This window comes from Streptomyces sp. NPDC001714, from assembly GCF_042892755.1.
Taxonomy (GTDB): Bacteria; Actinomycetota; Actinomycetes; order Streptomycetales; family Streptomycetaceae; genus Streptomyces.
Genome location: NZ_JBIAUL010000016.1, coordinates 163,156 through 181,102 on the forward strand (window position 1 = coordinate 163,156; position 17,947 = coordinate 181,102).

A 17,947-nucleotide genomic window follows, 5' to 3' on the forward strand; every position below is an offset into this window, starting at 1 on the left:
GCGCCCCTAAAGGGGCGCTTCTGTGCCGCCGTTCAGAGGTCCCGCCCGATCCAGCAGGCCCGTCCGTGCCGCCAGAGCCGCCGCTTCCAGGCGCGACCCCACCCCCAGCTTCATCAGGACCCTCTGCACATGGGTGCGGGCCGTGCTCGGGGCGATGCCCATGCCGGCGGCGATGAGGCGGGTGTCCTCGCCGTCGGCGACGCGGACCAGGACCTCCACCTCCCTCGGGGTGAGCATCTGGAGGAGGCGCTGGCCCTCGTCGTCGGGCTGGGCGGCCGGGTTGAGGAGTTCGCCGAAGGCACCCTGGAGCAGGGCGGGTGCCACGGCGGCCTCCCCGGCCCGCGCCTTCATGATCGCCCGCTCGACGCCCTCTATCCGCTCGTCGTGCCGTACGTACCCGGAGGCGCCCGCGGCGAAGGCGGCCGCGATGCCCCGCGGCGACGGCACCGGGCCCAGGACCAGGACGGCGACCTGCGGCCGCTCCCGCTTGATCTTCACCACCGGGTCGAAGATCCCCGGCTGGGCCGGTGTCGCCGTACCGAGCAGGCACACCTCGGGTGCCCGTGTGATCACCAGCTCGGCCGCGCCCGCCGCCGGTGCCGCCGCCGCCAGCACCCGGTGGCCGCGCAGTTTCAGCGCCGAGGCCAGCGCCTCGGCGAGCAACCGGTGGTCGTCGACCACCATGAGCCGCACTCCCATAGAGCAACCCCCCAGTCCCCCCAATGGATGCCCCACTATGGATGCCCACTGGTCCGCATGGACAGAGGGCCCCCCGGCACCCCGTCCTTCATGCCCCCGGAAGCTACACGCTTGTTCGACGTTGCGCTGCCCCTACTGATGAGAAGTGCCCCGGATCGGAGGAATCTCTGGGTTTTCTCTCATTCGCGGGTGGAGAGCGCGTATCAGCCACCCGCGCCGAAGGCAGTGACCAGGTACTCCTTGGCCGACGAGGAGGGACTGGGGGCGTGGGCGTACGCGGCGGACAGGTAGAGGTGCCCCTGGGAGTAGAGGACTTCGGCGTAGTCGGGTGACATGGCGGTCTCCACGGCCTTGACCGCCGCGGTCGCCGGGTTCTCCAGCAGCCTGGTCTCCTTGAACGAACCGCCGTCGATGCTGATGACCTGAGCGCCCTTGTCGTACGGCGCGTTCTTGTACGCGATCACATCGGGGCCGTCCATGCGCAGGGGTGTGATCGTGTAGTTGTCCCCGGCGTCGGCGCGCTGGCCGGTCTGCTTGCCGGTGCCCAGGTCGAAGGCGACGATCTCGTTGGTCTTCGTGTAGTCCCCGTCGCCGTCGTGCTGCTCGGTCGCCAGGTACAGCCGGTCGTTGCCGACCACCACTCCCCTGCACTTCTCCAGTTCGTAGATGCCGTCGCAGCGGGCCGCGTAGGAGCTGCCCGGCGTGGAGATACGGGTGCGCAGGGCGCCGGTCCTGTTGTCGATGGAGAAGACGTCCGAGAAGCCGCTGCCGTCGCCGGCGCTGTCGTTGACGTCGGCGGCCACCACCAGCGGGTCGGTCGACACCACGCTCGCGTAGTCGATGCCCGACGTCATCCTGTACTCGGAGAGCACCTTGCCGGAGACCGGGTCGAGGGTCTGGATGTGCAGCTGGCCCGCGTCGCCGCTGCCGCACCTGCGGACCGCGACCAGCTTGGCGCCACCGCCGTAGCCGGCGTCGTAGCAGCTGTCGCCCGCCTTCGGCTGCCAGCGGACCTTCCCGGAGGCCAGGTCGAAGGCGGCGCCACCGCTGGAGCCGCCGACCGCGACCGTCTGCTGAGCGACCGTCACATTGTCGAAGTTGACCGGGACGTCACCGGACTTGATCGTCTTGGTCCACAGTTTGTTGCCCGCGTTCAGGTCGATCGCGGCGACCCGGGTGCAGCCGGCCGTGGAGCCCTTCGCGGGCATCCTCGGCTGGAAGACGACCGCGGTCCGGCCGTCGGCGCTGACGTGCCCGGTGGCGCGGCAGACCGGGCCGGACAGCGGGATCGTCCACAGCTTGGCGCCCGTGTCGGGGTCGTAACCGGTGATCCGGGCGATGCCGGTCTTCGCGTACACCTTGTCGGTGAGCCAGGAACCCGCGGTGACGGTGGTGTCCTTCGCCGTGGGCAGCGGGACCTGGAAGAGGACCTTGGAGGTGGTGTCCGCGGGCACCTTCTCGGTGCCCTTGCCGTTCTTGCCGCCGTTCGCGTCCCGGCCGCCGGTGCCGCCGCCGCTGGAGTTCGCCGTGTCGTCCTTCTTGCCGTCGCCGCCGGAGGACTTGGCGTACCAGATGCCGCCGCCGACGATCAGCGCGATGGCGACGACCGCGGCGACGACGATGAGCAGCGCGGCGTTGTTGCGGCCGGGGCCGGAGCCGGGAGCGGGGCCGGGGCCGGCCGGTTGGCCCGGTTGGCCGACCGGGTAGCCGTAGCCGTAACCGGGCTGCTGGGCGTACGGGTTCGGGGCCGGGGGCTGCTGCGGGTAGCCGTAGCCGGGCTGCTGGGCGTACGGGTTCGGGGCCGGGGGCTGCTGCGGGTGGCCGTGACCCGGCTGTGGCTGAGGTGCGCCGAAACCGGGCTGCTGCGGGGGCTGGTGGGGCGGGGGCGGGGGCGGCTGGGTCATGACGGGGGTACCTCGGGGGACGGCGCGCGAGACGGCTGGGGACGGCGTGGGCTGCGGGACGGCACGGGACGGACTCCGCTCAGTTGCCGAAGGCCATCATCAGCTTCTCCTTCGCGTCGTCGCTGCCGGTCAGCCGCGTGGAGGAGAGGTAGAAGCGGCCGCCGACCCAGTCCACCGCGCCGTCGTAGAAGCCGTCCTCGATGTCGGCGGTGTGCTGCGGGTTCTGCAGCAGCCTGGTGGTGGAGTGGGCGGAGCCGGTGGTGGGGATCGACACGACCTGGCCGCCCGCGTCGTACGACGGCCGTACGTAGGCGACGAGTCTGCCGCCCTCGACCTTGACCGGGTACATCGACTCGTCCGTCGGGGACTTCACACGCCACTTCGCCTTGCCGTCGGCGAGGCTGATCGCGACGATCTCGTTGGCGCCGCTCACGTCCGTCGGCAGGTAGAGGGTGTTCGCGTCGGCGGCCACGCCCTGGCAGCCCTGCAGGTCGCGGGCGAGGAGCGCCCAGCCGCACTGGGGCGCGAACTTCTCGTCGACCTTGACCTCGGAACGGAACGCGCCCTTGCCGTCCAGGACCGAGATGTTCCAGGCGTTCTTCTCCTCGTTGGTCATGTAGACCACGAGCGGGTCGACGGAGTAGGTGCGCTCGACCTGCCAGCCCTTCTTGACCGGCTGGGTCCACTCGACCTTGCCGGTGGCCGGGTCGAGCTGCGAGATCTCGTCGTGCTCGGCGCTGCCGCCGGCGCCGCAGGACGCCACCTCGACCAGCCGGTCCGTGCCGCCCGCGAACGCCGTCGGGAAGCAGGACGCGCCGTACTTCTCCTTGTCGTACAGCTTGTCGCCGCTGCCGAGGTCGTACGCCGTGCCGGACTCGGAACGGCCCACCATCAGCGTCTTTCCGCTGATCGTCAGCTCGATGCTGAGCGCGCTGTCGAACAGCCCGCCGTCGGCGACGGTCGCGGTCCAGCCCTTCCTGCCCGTGTCGAGGTCGATCTCCTGCAGCTGGTTGCACTTGGCGCGGTCGCTGGTGCCGTTCATGTAGGCCACGACGACCTTGTCGTCCGCCGACTTCTGCGAGGTGACCGCGCAGATCTTCTGCGGGAACGTGATCGGGGCCCAGGCCGGGTCGCCGCTGCCCACCCGGTAGGCGAAGACCTGCTTGTACGCCGCCTTCACCGCCGTCTTCCCGGTGATCCACATGCCGGGCGCGTCGGCGCCGGCGGCGGGGGCGTCGGGTGCCGACTTGTACCAGAGCACCTTGGCCTCGCCGGACTTGCGGCCCGCGTTGAGGTTCTCCGGGTCCGCACCGCCGCCGCTGCCGTCACCCGGATCGACCGGGGTGCCGGAGGCCTTCGGGTCGTCGGACCGCTGGGCGACCGGCTTCCTGCCGTCGTCCCCGCCGCGGGTCACGGCGTACACCGTGCCGCCGACGACCAGCAGCCCGGCCACCGCGGCCGCGACGATCAGCGCGGGCCTGCCCTTGAACGGGCCGCCGCCTCCGCTGCCGGCAGGCGGGGGCATCCCCGGCCCGCCGAGGTACTGCGGCTGCTGGGGGTAGCCGTACCCGGGCTGCGGTCCGTACGGCCCCGGTACGCCGTAGGGGCCGGGCGGCTGGGCGTAGGGGCCGGGGGCGGACTGCTGCGGGTAGCCGTAGCCGGGCTGGGGCTGGTGGGGCGGCCGGGGAGGGAGCGGGGGCGTGCCCTGGGGTACGCCCTGGGGTGCGCCGAAAGCGCCCTGCGCGGGCGGCTGTTGCGGGGCGCCGAAGCCGCCGCCCGGCGGCTGGTCCTGCGGTGCTCCGAAAGCGCCCTGCGGCGGCTGGCCGGGCGGCTGGGTCATCAGCGTTCTTCCCCCTCGTTCACTGATTTTGAGCCATGCCCGAGGCTGGTGACGGACCCGCGGTCGCACTCAGGCAGTTCTCAGGCTGACCTTTCTACCACCCGGCACCGACAGCCCACGGGCCCGCATGTGCCGCTGTTCCCAAGGGAGAACCGGCCCGTGATGCCGCCGTTACGCGCCTTCACGCCCCCTTCACCCGGCCCGCGCAAGGGGGTTGCGCGCGGGCCCGCTGAGGACTGATACACGCCGGTCGGACTACGCGTCCTCCGCCAACTCCAGCCAGCGCATCTCCAGTTCCTCCCGCTCACCGGCCAGGTCCCGGAGCTGCGCGTCGAGTTCGGCGACCTTCGCGAAGTCCGTGGCGTTCGCGGCGATCTGGTCGTGCAGCTTGGTCTCCTTCTCGGAGACGCGGTCCAACTGCCGCTCGATCTTCTGGAGTTCCTTCTTGGCGGCGCGCTGGTCGGCGGCGCTCCGATCGGTCGTGGCGGCCTTGGGGGCCGCGGCGCCGGTGGTGGCGGCGACCGCCTCCTCCATGCGCTGCCTGCGCTCCAGGTACTCGTCGATGCCGCGCGGCAGCATCCGCAGCGTGGCGTCGCCGAGGAGGGCGAAGACGCGGTCGGTGGTGCGCTCGACGAAGAACCGGTCGTGGGAGATGACGATCATCGAGCCGGGCCAGCCGTCGAGGACGTCCTCCAGCTGGGTGAGGGTCTCGATGTCGAGGTCGTTGGTGGGCTCGTCGAGGAAGAGGACGTTCGGCTCGTCCATGAGCAGGCGCAGCAGCTGGAGCCTGCGGCGCTCACCGCCGGACAGGTCGCCGACCGGCGTCCACTGCTTCTCCTTGTTGAAGCCGAACGTCTCGCACAGCTGCCCGGCGGTCATCTCGCGCCCCTTGCCGAGGTCGACGCGCTCGCGGACCTGCTGGACCGCCTCCAGGACCCGCGTGTTCGGGTTCAGTTCGGCGACCTCCTGGGAGAGGTAGGCGAGCTTCACCGTCCTGCCGACGGCGATCCGGCCGCCCGCCGGCTGCGCCTCGCCCTCCGTCCGCGCGGCCTCGGCCATGGCGCGCAGCAGCGAGGTCTTGCCGGCGCCGTTGACGCCGACCAGGCCGATGCGGTCGCCGGGGCCGAGCTGCCAGGTGACGTGCTTGAGCAGCACCTTGGGCCCGGCCTGGACGGTCACGTCCTCCAGGTCGAACACGGTCTTGCCCAGCCGCGACGAGGCGAACTTCATCAGCTCGGAGGTGTCGCGCGGCGGCGGCACGTCCTTGATCAGCTCGTTGGCGGCCTCGACCCGGAAGCGCGGCTTGGAGGTACGGGCGGGAGCGCCGCGGCGCAGCCAGGCGAGCTCCTTGCGGACCAGGTTCTGCCGCTTGGTCTCCTCGGTGGCCGCGATCCGCTCGCGCTCCGCGCGGGCGAAGACGTAGTCGGAGTAGCCGCCCTCGTACTCGTAGACGGCGCCGCGCTGCACGTCCCACATGCGGGTGCAGACCTGGTCGAGGAACCAGCGGTCGTGGGTGACGCAGACCAGCGCCGAACGGCGCTCGCGCAGGTGCCGGGCGAGCCAGGCGATGCCCTCGACGTCGAGGTGGTTGGTCGGCTCGTCCAGGACGAGCAGGTCCTGCTCCTCGATGAGCAGCTTGGCGAGCGCGATACGGCGCCGCTCGCCACCCGACAGCGGCCCGATGACGGTGTCGAGCCCCTTGGGGAAGCCCGGCAGGTCGAGCCCGCCGAAGAGACCGGTCAGGACGTCGCGGACCTTGGCGTTGCCGGCCCACTCGTGGTCGGCCATGTCGCCGATGACCTCGTGCCGGACGGTGGCGGCCGGATCGAGGGAGTCGTGCTGGGTGAGGACGCCGATCCGCAGCCCGCCGGAGTGCGTGACGCGGCCGGTGTCGGCCTCCTCCAGCTTGGCGAGCATCCGGATGAGGGTGGTCTTGCCGTCGCCGTTGCGGCCCACCACGCCGATGCGGTCGCCCTCCGACACGCCGAGCGAGACGCCGTCGAGCAGGGCACGGGTGCCGTAGACCTTGCTGACGTTCTCGACATTGACCAGGTTGACGGCCATTTCACTCCTGCGCACGGGGGATGGATCGCCCATCCAGGGTAGTCGCAGGTCGGCCGTCGTCCTTCTGCTGCTCCTTCGGCTCCTCCTCCTTCTGCTCCCCCTGACGCCGCTGGTACCACCACACCGCGGTCAGCGGCAGGGTGTCGGGGTCGATGCCGGGCTCCAGGGGTCCGATGCGGTGCTCGGCCGCCACGCAGCGCGGGTCGTCGCGGACGGCGAGCGCCGCGACCGCCTCCGCGCGCGTGCGCTGCCGCTCGTCGTACGTGAGCTCGACCAGCACGTCCCCGATCTCCGGCTCGGGACCTCGGTAGTGCGACAACCAGAAGCAGGTGCGCTCGCGTACTTCGGGGTCCGGGTCGCGGGCCAGGGTGAGAACGGCGGCCAGGCCCTCCGGGCGCAGCCCGCCCCCGGCGCAGTCCAGCAGGTCGGGCACCAAACCGCGGATCCGGGGATCGGGGTGCGTGACGTGCGCCAGGCCGAGGGCGCCGGTCTCCGGGCCGCTCGTCCACGTCAACGCGTTGAGCAGGACGGAGAGCACGTCCGTGTCCCGCTCCCGCCCGGCCCAGGGAACGAGGGCGAGGGCCCGGTCCTGAAGGGCGGGCTCGCGGCGCTGGGCGTCCGCGATGATCGTGCTCAGCAGCACGTCCGCGGCGAAGAGCCGGTGCAGCGGGTCGGGGTCGTGGCCGAGCCGGGCGGCCTCGGCCCAGGTGTCGTCGTCCAGCCGCGCGCCCAGCACCAACGTCGATTCCGCCCACACCGCGTGGTCGCGGTCCGGGCGGGTCAGGGCGCGCGCGAGCAGTTCGGCGAAGGGCGTGCGCAGCCGCAGCCTCGCCTCCAGGGCGGTGAGGAAGGCCGCGTGCGCGTCGCCCAGCGTCAGCCCGCCGAGCGTGAGCCGCTCGTGCCCGCAGCCGCTCTCGTCCTCCTGCCGGGTCCGCGCGGCGGGGCCCGGCAGGCCGGTGCGGCGCCGCAGTTCGGCCTCCGGGTCGATCACCGCCAGCCGGCGGGCGTGGTCCAGCAGTTCCTCGCGCGGCGGCCCGGGGTGGAGGGCCACCTCGGGGAGGACGGCCCAGGCCAGTGCCGGTGATCCGGCTTCCATCGCGCGCAGCAGCGGGGTGGTGCCGTCGGGCAGCCGCCGCAGCGGGTCGGCTCCGCCCTGCACCAGGGCCTCGGCGACCGGCTGGTCGTGCGCCGAGATCGCCCGGCACAGCACGGGCAGGGCCGTGCTCCCGTCGAGGGCGTCCGGATCGGCGTCGGCGTCCAGCAGTTCCCGGACCTGTTCGACGTCCCCGCGCCGTACGGCCGCGACGAGTCGGGCCGCGTCCGTGTCCCCCGTGCCCATGTGTGCGCTCCCTCGCCGCTCGCCCACGTCGGAAGCGGAGCCTATGCGCTCCGCTGCGAGTGCCGCGATATGCCGTGTGCCGGCTGCTGCGCCGTCGTGACTGGTCGCGCAGTTCCTCCCCCCTAGCCCTCAACCGGGGGGTACCCCCAGCGGCCCTTCGGGGCGCTGCCGAGCCGTAGCTTCGACGGACCGGCCGAGAGTGTCCTCGCCGGGCACGCAGCCCGACTGCGCCGTCGTGGCCATGGCCCTGCGCAGCCCTGTCACGGCGCTGTGGCGGGGCGGGTCACCGTCGCGCCCGGCGCGGGGGCCGTCGCCGTGCGGACCGTGCGGCAGGTGCCGGAGGCCCGCAGGGCGTCGGCGATCTTCGTGGCCGCCTCCGGATCGCGTGCGAGGAAGGCCGTCGTGGGCCCCGAGCCCGAGACGAGCGCGGCGAGCGCTCCGGCCCCGCGCCCCGCGTCCAGCGTGTCGGCGAGCTCCGGGAAGAGCGACAGGGCCGCGGGCTGGAGGTCGTTGGAGACGGCGGCGGCCAGCGCGTCTGCGTCGCCCTTCGCCAGCGCCTGCAGCAGCTCCGCCGAGGCCACCGGCTCCGGAATGTCCCGCCCCTGCGCCAGCCGGTCGAACTCGCGGAAGACGGCCGGCGTCGACAGCCCCCGCTCGGCCATCGCGAACACCCAGTGGAAGGTGCCGCCGGTCTCCAGCACGGTCAGCTGCTCGCCCCGCCCGATACCGAGAGCCGCCCCGCCGACCAGGCTGAACGGCACGTCGCTGCCCAGCTCGGCGCAGATCGCGAGGAGTTCGGCGCGGGAGGCGCCCGCGCGCCAGAGCTCGTTGCACGCGAGCAGCGCGCCCGCACCGTCCGCGCTCCCCCCGGCCATGCCGCCGGCGACCGGGATGTCCTTGGCGATGTGGATGTGCACCGCGGGTTCGATGCCCCGGCGCTCGGCGAGCGCGAGCGCGGCGCGCGCCGCGAGGTTGGTGCGGTCGAGGGGGACCTCGGCGGCGTCCGGACCCTCGCAGGTCACGCTCAGCTCGTCGGCGGGCCTGACCGTGACCTCGTCGTAGAGGCCGACGGCGAGGAAGACGTTGGCCAGGTCGTGGAAGCCGTCGGGGCGCGCGGCGCCCACCGCGAGCTGCACGTTGACCTTGGCGGGGACGCGTACCGTGACGCTCACTTACCGGACTCCTCCGTCGGGGGTGCGGGGGTCGTCCCCCGCATGGACGCGGCTTCGGCGATCCTCGCGAACTCCTCCACGGTCAGCGCCTCGCCGCGGGCCTGCGGGGAGACCCCGGCCGCGACCAGCGCCGCCTCGGCGGCCGCCGCGGACCCGGCCCAGCCGGCGAGCGCCGCCCGCAGGGTCTTGCGGCGCTGCGCGAACGCCGCGTCGACGACCGCGAAGACCTCGCGCCTGGAGGCCGTCGTCTTCAGCGGCTCCGCGCGCCGGACGAGGGAGACGAGTCCGCTGTCGACATTGGGCGCGGGCCAGAAGACGTTGCGCCCGATGGCACCGGCACGCTTTACCTCGGCGTACCAGTTGGCCTTGACGGACGGCACGCCATACACCTTGTTGCCGGGTCCGGCGGCGAGCCGGTCGGCGACCTCGGACTGCACCATCACCAGCGTCCGCTCGATGCTCGGGAAGGTGTCGAGCATGTGGAGGAGGACGGGGACGGCGACGTTGTAGGGGAGGTTCGCGACGAGTGCGGTCGGCGGCGGTCCCGGCAGCTCGGTGACGTGCATCGCGTCGGAGTGGACCAGCGCGAACCGGTCCGCGCGCGCCGGCATGCGCGCCGTGACCGTCGCGGGCAGGGCGCCGGCCAGCACGTCGTCGATCTCGACGGCGGTGACCCGGTCGGCGACCTCCAGGAGCGCGAGCGTGAGGGACCCGAGCCCCGGGCCGACCTCCACGACGACGTCGTCCGGGCGGACCTCGGCGGTGCGGACGATACGGCGGACCGTGTTGGCGTCGATCACGAAGTTCTGGCCGCGCTGCTTGGTGGGGCGTACACCGAGCGCTGCCGCCAGTTCACGGATGTCGGCGGGACCGAGGAGGGAGTCGGGGGTGGGGCTGCTCACGGGACAAGGGTACGGGCCGCCGGGGACGCCTCCGGCCGGTCGCCCGTGCGGCCGCTTCGCCGGTCACTTGTGCAGCCGCGCCCCGCAGTGCGGCCAGGGCGTGGAGCCGCGGCTCACGTAGAGCTTCTTCGCGCGGAACGTCTGTTCCTCGGCGGAGGCGTCCTGCGGGCGCCCGTCGCCGCCGAGGCTGTGCCAGGTGCGGGTGTCGAACTGGTACAGCCCGCCGTACGTCCCGGAGGGGTCCACCGCGTGCGGGCGGCCGCCGGACTCGCAGGCGGCGAGACCGTGCCAGTCCAGGCCGTCGGCGCCGGTCACGGAGTCGGGGTGCGGCTTGGTCCCCACCTTGACGAGCTGGGTGCGCGGTGGGCGGACCACCTCGGAGGTCTCGCGGCGCGGCTTCTGCCGGACCCCGTTGACGGACCGCAGGTAGTACGTCACACGGCGCAACCCCGGCCGCCCGGCCCGCTCCACCACCTCGGTGCCCTTGAACAGGGTCGGGTCCGTCGTCCGCCGCACCTGGAACGGGATGGTCTCCTCGCGCACCTCCTTGCTGCCCGTGACGCGCAGCACGGTCACCGTCTGCCCGTCGCGCGGGAAGCCGGACTGGGACACGGAGGTGGTGTCCTGGCCGTGCAGGGTGATCCCGGCCTCCTCGACGGCCTCGCCGACGGTCGCGGCGTTGGTGCGGATGGTCCGGGTCCGGCCGTCCGCGAGGACCGTGACCGTGCGCTCGGTGCGTACGTCGAGCGCGAGCCCGGCGCGTCCGATGCTCTGGGAGCGCGAGGCCGAGAGGTACGCGCCCTCGGCACGCACCCCGAGTTGTCTGAGCGCCCCGTCCACCGTGCGCGCCGTCGTCCACACCTCGCGCCGTTCGCCGTCCAGCGTGAGCCGCACGGGGCGGCCGTAGCGCACCGCGACCTCGTCGCCGCTGGCCAGGGCCGTGCCGGGGGCGGGCGCGACCACGTCGTGCGCCCCGACCGGCACGCCCTCCTCGGCCAGCAGGCCGGTCACGTCGTCCGCGAACGTGTGCAGGGTGCGCGGCTTGCCGTCCACGGTCAGCTCGATCGCCTTGTCCTTGGCGAGGAACGCGGTGGTGCCGCCCGCGAGGAACGCGACGACGAGCGCCTGCGGCAGCAACCGTCGCACGGCGGACTCGGGGCGCCGGGAGTTCCGCGCCTTGCGCCGGCGCGCGGCGCGGCGCCCGGCCACGGCACGCACACCCGCCTCGCGCGCCTCCTCCGCCGCCCCACGCTCGCCCTGCCGCGGCAGCTCCTGCTCGGTGACCTGCGACCGCGCCGCCTGCGCCGAGGCCTCGTACGCCGGCTGGTAGGTGTCACCCCCGTACGCCGTGCCGTATCCCAGCGTCTCGGCGTCGTGCACGCCGTACGCCTCCTGCGCGCCGTGCACTCCGGGCGCGCCATAGGGGTCGTACGCCCCAGACGTCTCGTATTGCGATGTGCTCACGCCGACACGCTCCAGAGGGCCAGAGGGGTCCGGATCGGGCCCCCAGAACCTAGCGGAGCGGTCGTCACTCTCCAAAGCGGCACGACTACACACGGTCGCGCGCAGACCGAAGCCGCGCCCTCGCGAACGTTATGCGCCAGTTATGATCGATACACCCTCAGTAGTCGAAGGCACGGGCCGTGTTCGCGCCCAGGGCCGTCGCCAGCGCGTCCTCGTCGATGCCGCGCACGGCGGCCATCGCGCGCACCGTGACCGGAATGAGATACGGGGCGTTGGGCCGTCCGCGGTACGGCGCCGGGGTCAGGAAGGGCGCGTCGGTCTCCACGAGGAGCAGTTCCAGGGGAGCCACCGCCACCGCGTCCCGCAGGTTCTGGGCGTTCTTGAAGGTGACGTTGCCGGCGAAGGACATGAAGTAGCCCTCGCGGGCGCACTCCTCGGCCATCTCGGCGTCCCCGGAGTAGCAGTGGAACACGGTCCGCCCGGGGGCGCCCTCCTCCTTGAGGACACGCAGGACGTCGGCGTGGGCGTCGCGGTCGTGGATGACGAGGGCCTTGCCGTGCCGCTTGGCGATCTCGATGTGGGCGCGGAAGGAGCGCTCCTGGGCCGACTTGCCCTCGGGCCCGGTCCGGAAGTAGTCGAGCCCGGTCTCGCCGACGCCCTTCACCTGGGGCAGTCCGGCCAGCCGGTCGATCTCGGCGAGCGCCTCGTCCAGCGCCGCGTCCCCGCCCCCGGCCCGGGCCCCCTGCCTGGACCAGCCTCCCCCAGCCCCAGGGGGCTGGGAGGTGCCCCCAGGATCCCCGTGCACGATGCGCGGGGCCTCGTTGGGGTGCAGGGCGACGGTCGCGTGGACGTTCGCGTGCGCGGCTGCGGTGTCGGCCGCCCACCGCGAGCCCTTGATGTCGCAGCCGACCTGGACGACGGTCGTCACACCCACCGACGCGGCCTTCGCGAGGCCCTCCTCGACCGTGCCGGACTGCATGTCGAGGTGGGTGTGGGAGTCGGCGACGGGCACCCGGAGGGGTTCCGGGAGCGGCGGCGCCGCGTTCTTGTCGGCCGTACGGGAGGCCGTACCGGGGGCGTTCGAAGGCATGCCCCGATCCTACGAAAGGGGCATGCCGGCCGGATCGGCGCCCGGGTCAGCTCGCCTTGCGCTGGAAGGGATGCAGGAGATCCGACAGATGCCAGTGGTGCGGCTCCTTGACCTCTGCGGACGCCTCCGTCACCTCGGCCGGCCCGGCCGGACGGCCCTGCGCCGACGGCTGATGCGACCGCTGCGCCGCGTTCCGCACCGACGAGACCTGTCCCGCGCGCATGATCCGCAGGACCTGGCCGTCGCAGTTCTGGCACGCGGGCCTGCTCAGCGGAGACGGAACGACCCGGCCGTTCGCCACGTACTTGACGAACTCGTGGTTGTCGGCGTCGGTGTGGTGCTCTATCTCGTACGACTGCTCCCAGCCGTGCCCGCATCGCATGCAGGCGAAGGAATACGACTCGTGGACGACGGCTGTGGCCGCACCGCGGAGGCCGGTCTGCCCTGCGATCTCACTCATGCCAGCTCCTCTTGTCCGCTTGGACAAGCACGCACCCCCGGCGCGGGGATTCCCCCCGGAATCCCATGGGGGTGAGGGACGGGTGCGTCCCTGCTGACCAGTGGACGCCTTCACCGACGCGAATGCGACAGGCCTGCCGAGTGTTGGAGGCGATTTGGATTCTGCTTGCCAAATCGGCCTCGCCGCAGAGGGCTGGGCTTTGCGTTTCCCGCCCCCGCTTTACCGTCCCGTGGGGCGCGCGCTCAGAGGAGAAGCACCCCGCTCAGAGGACATATCGCCGCAGGTCAGGGGCGCACGCTCAGAGGAGGAGCGACCCGCTCAAGGATCAAGGAGCGCCCCCTTGGAACCCCGGGACCCGAGCGCCCCTTTCAGGGGCGCGGGGAACTGCGCGACCAGCCTCCACCGCCCCGCACACAACTACACAGAAGCAACCAGGACGGCGCGCCCGAAACCTCCCTCACCCATCCGCACGCTTGGCGGCGACCACGGCGTCGAAAACAACTCGCTTCGCAATCCCCGCCTCCACCGCCACCGCCGCGATCGCCTCCTTGCGGCGCTCGCCGGCCTCCTCCCGCACCCGCACCCGCCGCACCAGTTCCGCCGCGTCGAGTTCCTCCGGCCCTCGCTCGGGCGCGCCCTCGACGACGACGGTGATCTCGCCGCGCACCCCGTCGGCGGCCCACACCGCCAGCTCGGCCAGCGGTCCGCGCCGCACCTCCTCGTACGTCTTGGTCAGCTCACGGCAGACGGCGGCCCGCCGCTCGGCGCCGAAGACCTCGGCCATGGCGGCGAGGGTGTCGTCGAGGCGGTGCGGTGCCTCGAAGTAGACGAGGGTGCGGCGCTCCTCGGCGACCTCCTGGAGGCGGGAGCGGCGCTCGCCCGCCTTGCGGGGCAGGAACCCCTCGAAGCAGAACCGGTCGACGGGCAGCCCGGACAGCGCGAGCGCGGTGAGCACGGCGGACGGCCCCGGGACGGCCGTGACCCTGATCTCCTTCTCCACGGCGGCCGCGACCAGCCGGTAGCCGGGGTCGGAGACGGACGGCATCCCGGCGTCGGTCACGAGCAGCACGCGCGCGCCGCCGACGAGCTCCTCGACCAGCTCCGGTGTGCGGGCGGCCTCGTTGCCCTCGAAGTACGACACCACGCGCCCCTTGGGCGTCACACCGAGCGCCTGGGTGAGCCACCGCAGCCGCCGCGTGTCCTCGGCCGCGATCACGTCGGCGCCGGTCAGTTCCGCGGCGAGCCGGGGCGGCGCGTCCGCGACGTCGCCGATGGGGGTGCCTGCGAGGACAAGGGTTCCAGTCACGCCTCCATCCTCGCAGCCGCCACCGACAGCGCCGTCCCCCCGCGGACGCCCGGGGCGGTGAACGCAAAGGAACCCACCGTGAAGCCCCATTGCACGGGACTCACACAGAACGGTTCCCTACGATGGCGCGGTGACCAGTACCGCGTCCTCCACGGACACCCGGCAGGGCCAGGCAGCGCTCGACGAGCGGCCGACGTGGCAGCAGCGGCTGCGCCGGTTCGGCTACCCGGCGAGCCCGGCGCACACGGCGCAGACCCCCGGTGACAGAGGCGCCACGGGCTCCGGCACGCACACCGACGTCATCGACCGCCTGGTGCCGCCGTACGCGGAGCCCAGCTCCCGGCTGTGGCTCGCCCTGGGAGTGCCGCCGGTGCTCGCCGAGCGGATCACGCGCTGGTCGGGCTGGGTCGGTCCGCTGCTGGTGACGCTGGTGGCGGGCCTGCTGCGGTTCTGGAACCTGGGCAGCCCGAAGGCGGTGATATTCGACGAGACGTACTACGCGAAGGACGCGTGGGCGCTGGTCCACCGCGGTTTCGAGGTCAACTGGGACAAGAACGCCAACGACCTGATCCTGCAGAAGGCCGGTCACGTCGGCATCCCGGTGGACGCCGCGTACGTCGTGCACCCGCCGGTGGGCAAGTACGTCATCGGACTCGGGGAGCTGATCTTCGGCTTCAATCCGTTCGGCTGGCGGTTCATGACGGCGCTGCTCGGCACGCTGAGCGTGCTGCTGCTGTGCCGGATCGGGCGCCGGATGTTCCGGTCCACCTTCCTGGGCTGCCTGGCGGGCGGGCTGATGGCGGTGGACGGACTGCACTTCGTGATGAGCCGCACCTCGCTGCTCGACGGAGTGCTGATGTTCTTCGTGCTGGCCGCGTTCGGCTGCCTGGTCATCGACCGGGACAGGGCGCGGGCGAAGCTGGCGGCCGCGCTGCCGCCGGACGCGGACGGCCGGGTCCGCCCGGACGCGCGCGTGGCCGACGGTTTCCGCTTCGGGTGGCGTCCCTGGCGCTGGGCCGCGGGCCTGCTGCTGGGCCTCGCGCTCGGCACCAAGTGGAACGCCCTCTACATCCTGGCCGCGTTCTGCGTGATGGCCCTGCTGTGGGACGTGGGCGCACGCAAGGTGGGCGGTGCCCGGCACCCGTACAAGGCGGTCCTGGCGCACGACACGGGGATCACGTTCCTGGCGACGGTCCCGGTGGCGATCGCCGTCTACCTGACGTCCTGGATCGGCTGGATCCTCTCCCCCACCGACGGCACCGGCGGCTACTTCCGCAGCTGGGCGGCCACCGACGGCAAGGGCGGAAGCTGGACGTTCCTGCCGGACTGGCTGCGCAGTCTGTGGCACTACGAGCACGAGGTGTACCTCTTCCACGTCGGCCTGTCGTCGCCGCACACGTACATGTCGAACCCGTGGTCCTGGCTGGTGCTGGGCCGCCCGGTGTCGTACTACTACGAGTCGCCGTCCCCGGGTGTGGACGGCTGCCCGTCGGACGCCGGCCAGAAGTGCGCCCGCGAGGTGCTCGCGATCGGCACCCCGCTGCTGTGGTGGGCGGCCTGCTTCGCGATCGCCTACATCCTGTGGCGGTGGGCGTTCCGCCGCGACTGGCGGGCGGGCGCGATCGCGTGCGGCATCGCGGCCGGTTACCTGCCCTGGTTCATGTACCAGGAGCGCACGATCTTCCTCTTCTACGCCGTCGTCTTCGTGCCGTTCCTGTGTCTCGCGGTGGCGATGATGATCGGCGCGATCATCGGCCCGCCGGGCTCCGGCGACACCCGCCGGCTGGTCGGCGCGTCGAGTGCGGGCGTCCTGGTGCTGCTGATCGTCTGGAACTTCATCTACTTCTGGCCGCTGTACACGGGCACGGCGATTCCCATCGACCAGTGGCGGTCGAGGATGTGGCTCGATACCTGGGTGTGAGCCACATCCCTGCTCTCCGTTCGGCCAACAGTTCGGCCAACAATCGGTCAACCCCTGCCACAGGGTCCCCACAACGACCTAGAGTGCGACTCACGACCAGCTTTTGAACGCGTTCACAAAATGCGGCAAAAGCTCACGGGGAGGGATTTTCGCACCATGCGCAAGGGGGTCAAGGGTGCCCTGATCGGCGGCGTCTGCGCAGCCGTACTGGGCGGGGGCGGGTACGGCGCCTACAACGTGCTGTCGGCGCTCCACGGTGACAGCACACCGGCCGTGCGGACCGGGCCGCCGACGCAGGACGAGATCAAGGACACCACGCAGAAGTTCTTCGCGGCCTGGGAGAAGGGCCAGTCGGCCACCGCGGCGTCGTACACGAACGACTCCGCCGACGCCGAACCGGTGCTCACCTCCTTCAGCGACGTGGCGCACATCAAGGACGTGCACATCACGCCCGGCAAGGCGACCGGCGCCACCGTGCCGTACAGCGTGAAGGCGACCGTGTCGTACGGCGGGAAGTCGAAGCCGCTCGCCTACAAGAGCCGTCTGACCGTCGTGCGCGGCGAGACCACGCACCGCGCGCTGGTCGACTGGGCCCCGTCCGTGATCCACCCGGAACTGAAGCGCGGCGACACCCTGTCCACCGGCGAGGCGGCGAGCCCGCCCATCGAGGCCGTGGACCGCAACGGCCAGGTCCTCACCAAGGACAAGTACCCGTCCCTGGGCCCGATCCTGGACGAGCTGCGCAGCCGGTACGGCGACAGGACGGGCGGCACCCCGGGCGTGGAGCTGGTCATCCAGCACGCGTCCGAGGAGTCCGCCGACACCACGCTGCTGACCCTCGCGGAGGGGAAGGCGGGCAAGCTGCGGACGACGCTCGACGCGCGCGTGCAGGCCGCCGCCGAGACCGCGGTGACGAAGTACGCCGAGTCGTCGGTGGTGGCCGTCAAGCCCAGCACCGGCGAGGTGCTGGCGGTCGCCAACCACCGCGAGGACGGCTTCAACGCGGCCTTCCTCGGCGAGCTGGCGCCCGGCTCCACCATGAAGATCATCAGCGCGGCCACCCTCATCGACACCGGCCTGACGACGGCGTACGGCCCGGCGCCCTGTCCGCCGACCGCGACCTGGCAGAGCCAGACCTTCAGCAACCTCAAGGGACTTGAGCCGGACGAGAAGGCCACCCTCTCGGACAGCTTCGCGCGCTCCTGCAACACGGCGTTCGTGAAGTACGCCGACTCGGTCCAGGTCGACTCGCTCACCAAGGAGGCCGAGGACCGGTTCGGGCTCGGGAAGAACAACTGGAAGGTCGGCATCCCGAGCTTCGACGGCCGGGTCCCCGCCTCCGGCGGCCCGGACACCGCGGCCAACCTGATCGGCCAGGGCCAGGTGCAGATGTCCCCGCTGAACATGGCGTCGGTGGCGGCGACCGCGATGACCGGGACCTTCCGGCAGCCGGTGCTCGTCCCGCAGAAGCTGGACGGCCGTGAACTGGCGACCGCCAAGGGTCTGTCGGCCGGCACGGTCGCGCAGCTGCGCGCCATGATGAACCGCACCGCGACCAGCGGCACCGCGGCCGGGGTCATGCGCGGGCTGAGCGGCAGCATCGGCGCCAAGACGGGTTCGGCGGAGGTCGACGGCCAGTCCAAGTCGAACAGCTGGTTCGCCGGCTACCGCAACGACGTGGCGGCCGCGGCCATGACCCAGGACGGCGGCCACGGCATCGACGCGGCCGGTCCGATTGTCGCAAGCGTGCTACGGATCGGTGGCTGACGTCACCCCCACAGGCCGG

At 72.4% G+C, this 17,947-nt stretch carries 13 protein-coding genes; 2 read left to right on the top strand and 11 right to left on the bottom strand.

Going from position 1 to position 17,947, the window contains the following annotated elements; genetic code table 11:
• Positions 1-6: 6 nt before the first annotated feature.
• The 11 genes from ACFY0P_RS35740 to rsmI form a co-directional block, all read right to left on the bottom strand.
• Entirely contained in the window at positions 7-699 is a 693-nt protein-coding gene (locus tag ACFY0P_RS35740; RefSeq protein ID WP_388922824.1) for a LuxR C-terminal-related transcriptional regulator, read from the bottom strand.
• A 203-nt stretch (positions 700-902) separates the two neighbouring features.
• A complete protein-coding gene (locus ACFY0P_RS35745) occupies positions 903-2,603 on the bottom strand; it encodes a PQQ-binding-like beta-propeller repeat protein (RefSeq protein WP_388922827.1) in 1,701 nt (566 codons plus the stop codon).
• 79 nt (positions 2,604-2,682) lie between these two features.
• Positions 2,683-4,443 (bottom strand): proline-rich domain-containing protein, encoded by a 1,761-nt coding sequence (locus ACFY0P_RS35750; RefSeq protein ID WP_388922830.1) that lies wholly within the window; start codon positions 4,441-4,443, stop codon positions 2,683-2,685.
• Between the two features lie 255 nt (positions 4,444-4,698).
• Positions 4,699-6,507: an ABC-F family ATP-binding cassette domain-containing protein gene (locus ACFY0P_RS35755; protein ID WP_388922834.1), complete on the bottom strand. Its 1,809-nt coding sequence runs from the start codon at positions 6,505-6,507 to the stop codon at positions 4,699-4,701.
• 1 nt (position 6,508) lies between these two features.
• Complete coding sequence (locus ACFY0P_RS35760; protein ID WP_388922837.1) at positions 6,509-7,846, bottom strand: hypothetical protein; 1,338 nt, start codon at positions 7,844-7,846, stop codon at positions 6,509-6,511.
• Between the two features lie 260 nt (positions 7,847-8,106).
• Positions 8,107-9,018: a 4-(cytidine 5'-diphospho)-2-C-methyl-D-erythritol kinase gene (locus ACFY0P_RS35765; protein WP_388922840.1), complete on the bottom strand. Its 912-nt coding sequence runs from the start codon at positions 9,016-9,018 to the stop codon at positions 8,107-8,109.
• A complete protein-coding gene (gene rsmA, locus ACFY0P_RS35770) occupies positions 9,015-9,920 on the bottom strand; it encodes a 16S rRNA (adenine(1518)-N(6)/adenine(1519)-N(6))-dimethyltransferase RsmA (RefSeq protein ID WP_388922843.1) in 906 nt (301 codons plus the stop codon). Before rsmA ends, ACFY0P_RS35765 begins: the two co-directional genes overlap by 4 nt.
• 63 nt (positions 9,921-9,983) lie before the next feature.
• Positions 9,984-11,384, bottom strand: a complete 1,401-nt coding sequence (locus ACFY0P_RS35775) for a ubiquitin-like domain-containing protein (protein ID WP_388922846.1) — start codon at positions 11,382-11,384, stop codon at positions 9,984-9,986.
• 157 nt (positions 11,385-11,541) lie between these two features.
• Positions 11,542-12,474 carry a TatD family hydrolase gene (locus ACFY0P_RS35780; protein ID WP_388922849.1) on the bottom strand — a complete coding sequence of 311 codons (933 nt, stop codon included), beginning with the start codon at positions 12,472-12,474 and terminating at the stop codon, positions 11,542-11,544.
• A 46-nt stretch (positions 12,475-12,520) separates the two neighbouring features.
• Positions 12,521-12,934 (bottom strand): hypothetical protein, encoded by a 414-nt coding sequence (locus tag ACFY0P_RS35785; protein WP_388922852.1) that lies wholly within the window; start codon positions 12,932-12,934, stop codon positions 12,521-12,523.
• Between the two features lie 457 nt (positions 12,935-13,391).
• Complete coding sequence (gene rsmI / locus ACFY0P_RS35790) at positions 13,392-14,240, bottom strand: 16S rRNA (cytidine(1402)-2'-O)-methyltransferase (protein ID WP_388922855.1); 849 nt, start codon at positions 14,238-14,240, stop codon at positions 13,392-13,394.
• A 130-nt stretch (positions 14,241-14,370) separates the two neighbouring features.
• On the opposite strand from rsmI, the gene ACFY0P_RS35795 reads away from it, so the two are divergent.
• Positions 14,371-16,161 carry a dolichyl-phosphate-mannose--protein mannosyltransferase gene (locus tag ACFY0P_RS35795; RefSeq protein WP_388922858.1) on the top strand — a complete coding sequence of 597 codons (1,791 nt, stop codon included), beginning with the start codon at positions 14,371-14,373 and terminating at the stop codon, positions 16,159-16,161.
• Positions 16,162-16,317: 156 nt separating this feature from the next.
• Positions 16,318-17,928 carry a penicillin-binding transpeptidase domain-containing protein gene (locus ACFY0P_RS35800; protein ID WP_388922860.1) on the top strand — a complete coding sequence of 537 codons (1,611 nt, stop codon included), beginning with the start codon at positions 16,318-16,320 and terminating at the stop codon, positions 17,926-17,928.
• Positions 17,929-17,947: the final 19 nt, after the last annotated feature.